The organism is Pseudomonas sp. XP1, assembly GCF_053557675.1.
Genome location: NZ_JBNRIJ010000045.1, coordinates 1 through 2,071 on the forward strand (window position 1 = coordinate 1; position 2,071 = coordinate 2,071).

The 2,071-nt window shown below is 57.6% G+C and carries 2 protein-coding genes and 1 pseudogene; 2 read left to right on the forward strand and 1 reads right to left on the reverse strand.

Annotation, left to right across the window (positions count from 1 at the left end; translation table 11 throughout):
• The first annotated feature begins 410 nt into the window (after window positions 1-410).
• Both ACK1U9_RS23810 and ACK1U9_RS23815 read left to right on the forward strand, forming a co-directional pair.
• Complete coding sequence (locus tag ACK1U9_RS23810) at window positions 411-704, forward strand: hypothetical protein (RefSeq protein ID WP_085601142.1); 294 nt, start codon at window positions 411-413, stop codon at window positions 702-704.
• Between the two features lie 77 nt (window positions 705-781).
• Window positions 782-1,015 (forward strand): annotated as a pseudogene (locus tag ACK1U9_RS23815) (PBECR2 nuclease fold domain-containing protein); the annotation flags it as partial.
• A 196-nt stretch (window positions 1,016-1,211) separates the two neighbouring features.
• Here the strand turns inward: ACK1U9_RS23815 and ycaC are convergent.
• The gene (gene ycaC / locus ACK1U9_RS23820; protein ID WP_108481650.1) at window positions 1,212-1,841 is read right to left on the reverse strand and encodes an isochorismate family cysteine hydrolase YcaC; all 630 of its coding nucleotides are present in this window, start codon (window positions 1,839-1,841) and stop codon (window positions 1,212-1,214) included.
• Window positions 1,842-2,071 lie beyond the last annotated feature (230 nt).

Below are 2,071 nucleotides of genomic sequence, written 5' to 3' on the forward strand. Positions count from 1 at the left end.
CTCCCACAGGAATAGCGCAAGCCTGGAGAGCGGTGCAGTACCTGTGGGAGCGGGCGTGCCCGCGAAGGGCCGCGCAGCGGACCCAGTGCACAAGAATATCAGCAGCATCCTACTTCGTTGCGAGCCATTTCCTACTCAGCCACCCCATCTGACGAATTATCCTACACACCGTGTCGACGCCCGTCTGATTGTCCGGGTAAAGCCTGCTCTCTAGGCTTGCCGGGTCGCTGTCGGTTCAGCGATCGGGTGTGGAAACCCGTCTGGTCTGAGGTGCTGTCTTCAATGGCAGCTGTGCGCGGGAGGCCGTATGGCCTACCGGGTTGCCTCCGACCGGTTTTCCACCCCGCGTACAACTGCCACCCTTCGTGTGGAAACGGATGGTTGCAGGACAACCTTGTGAGGTCACTGCAATGAAAAAAATTGTCCCCAATCCACCTCTTCCCGACACCAAAGAGCGCGCTTTCAGCCGCTGCGATGCCGGCCATCCACCTTTGTTCACAGTAAACCCGGGCGTCTCTGCCCACGACGCCCTGGTGCATGTCGCCCAGTACCTGCGCGGCGCCTACGACTGTGGCTACAAAGCCCTGGAACACCTGGATGAAACCGGCAAGAGCCTGTTCTGGAGCAACCTGAATGCGCTCGAAATGGCAGAAGGATTGGTTGAGGCATTGCTGGATGGGATTGAGTCGCAGCCTGTAAGTTGAAGTACATTGCATTTGCACAGAGCAGGCTGCGGTAACCGGCCTGCTCCGCCTCAATATAGGAATTTGAGGTATGGCAGGTCGCCTACACCAATGACACCTACAGGTTGGCGTTCATTGGCGTGTACGAGACCAAGCGGCAGATGCTGGTGGTCGTGACACTCGATAACGACAAAATGCTGTGGAATTTCATGCAGTGCGATGCAAAGGCACTGAATAAGCATCGCCATGGAAAACTGCTCTACAAGCGGTACGCTTATATGCCGAGCAAAGAAAAGGGCCACTGTCACCAGTGGCCCTGTGCTCGTGCTTGATACTCATATACACACCCTCAAGCCGGGGTGTGGAGGTCTCACCCGACGCTGATGATTCAGCCATCGACGGGGTTCCTACACCAGCTATTGCCGCTGAATGGCAGCTGGTTTCGCGCTCAGGTGAAACGCTAACAACACTTCTGGACCAAGTCAACGATGGCCCCCTTGCGAAAGCCATCCATCAGATTACTTGGTGTTACTTACCCGCAGTCAGCGCGTTGTAGCTGGTAATCAGGTTGCGATAATCCGGAATGTGATTGGAGCACAGCGCCGCCAGCCCTTCGATGTCGTTGCGCCAGTCGCGGTGCAGCTCACAGGCCACGCCGAACCAGGTCATCATTTGCGCGCCGGCGCGGCTCATGCGGTCATGGGCAGCATCGCGGGTCATTTCGTTGAAGGTGCCGGAAGCATCGGTCACCACGAACACTTCGAACTCCTCTTCCAGGGCCGACAGCGCCGGGAACGCTACACAGACCTCAGTCACCACGCCAGCAATGATCAGCTGCTTCTTGCCAGTGGCCTTCACCGCCTTGACGAAGTCTTCGTTGTCCCAGGCGTTGATCTGGCCTGGGCGGGCGATGTACGGGGCGTCCGGGAACAGGGCTTTCAGCTCTGGTACCAGCGGGCCGTTGGGGCCTTGTTCGAAGCTGGTGGTGAGGATGGTCGGCAGGTTGAAGAACTTGGCCAGGTCGGCCAGGGCCAGCACGTTGTTCTTGAACTTGTCCGGCTCGATGTCACGGACCAAGGACAGCAGGCCAGCCTGGTGGTCGACCAGCAGGACAGCGGCGTCGTCTTTGTTCAGGCGGTTGTAGGTGAAATTGCTCATGGTCTGTGCTCCTAAGGGTTATGAATTTTTCAGCAATCTGGGGTGTTTCGTGTTGATGGGCACAGATTAAAATCATCACCTTTGTGGCGGTAGATAGCAGAATTTGGCTTTAGCGTTCCGTTTTATGAACGATGGATTTGTAGGGGCTGTGCCGGCCTCTTCGCGGGTAAACCCGCTCCCACAGGGATGGCGCCGGGCTTGAGCCCTGTGCTGCACCTGTGGGAGCGGGC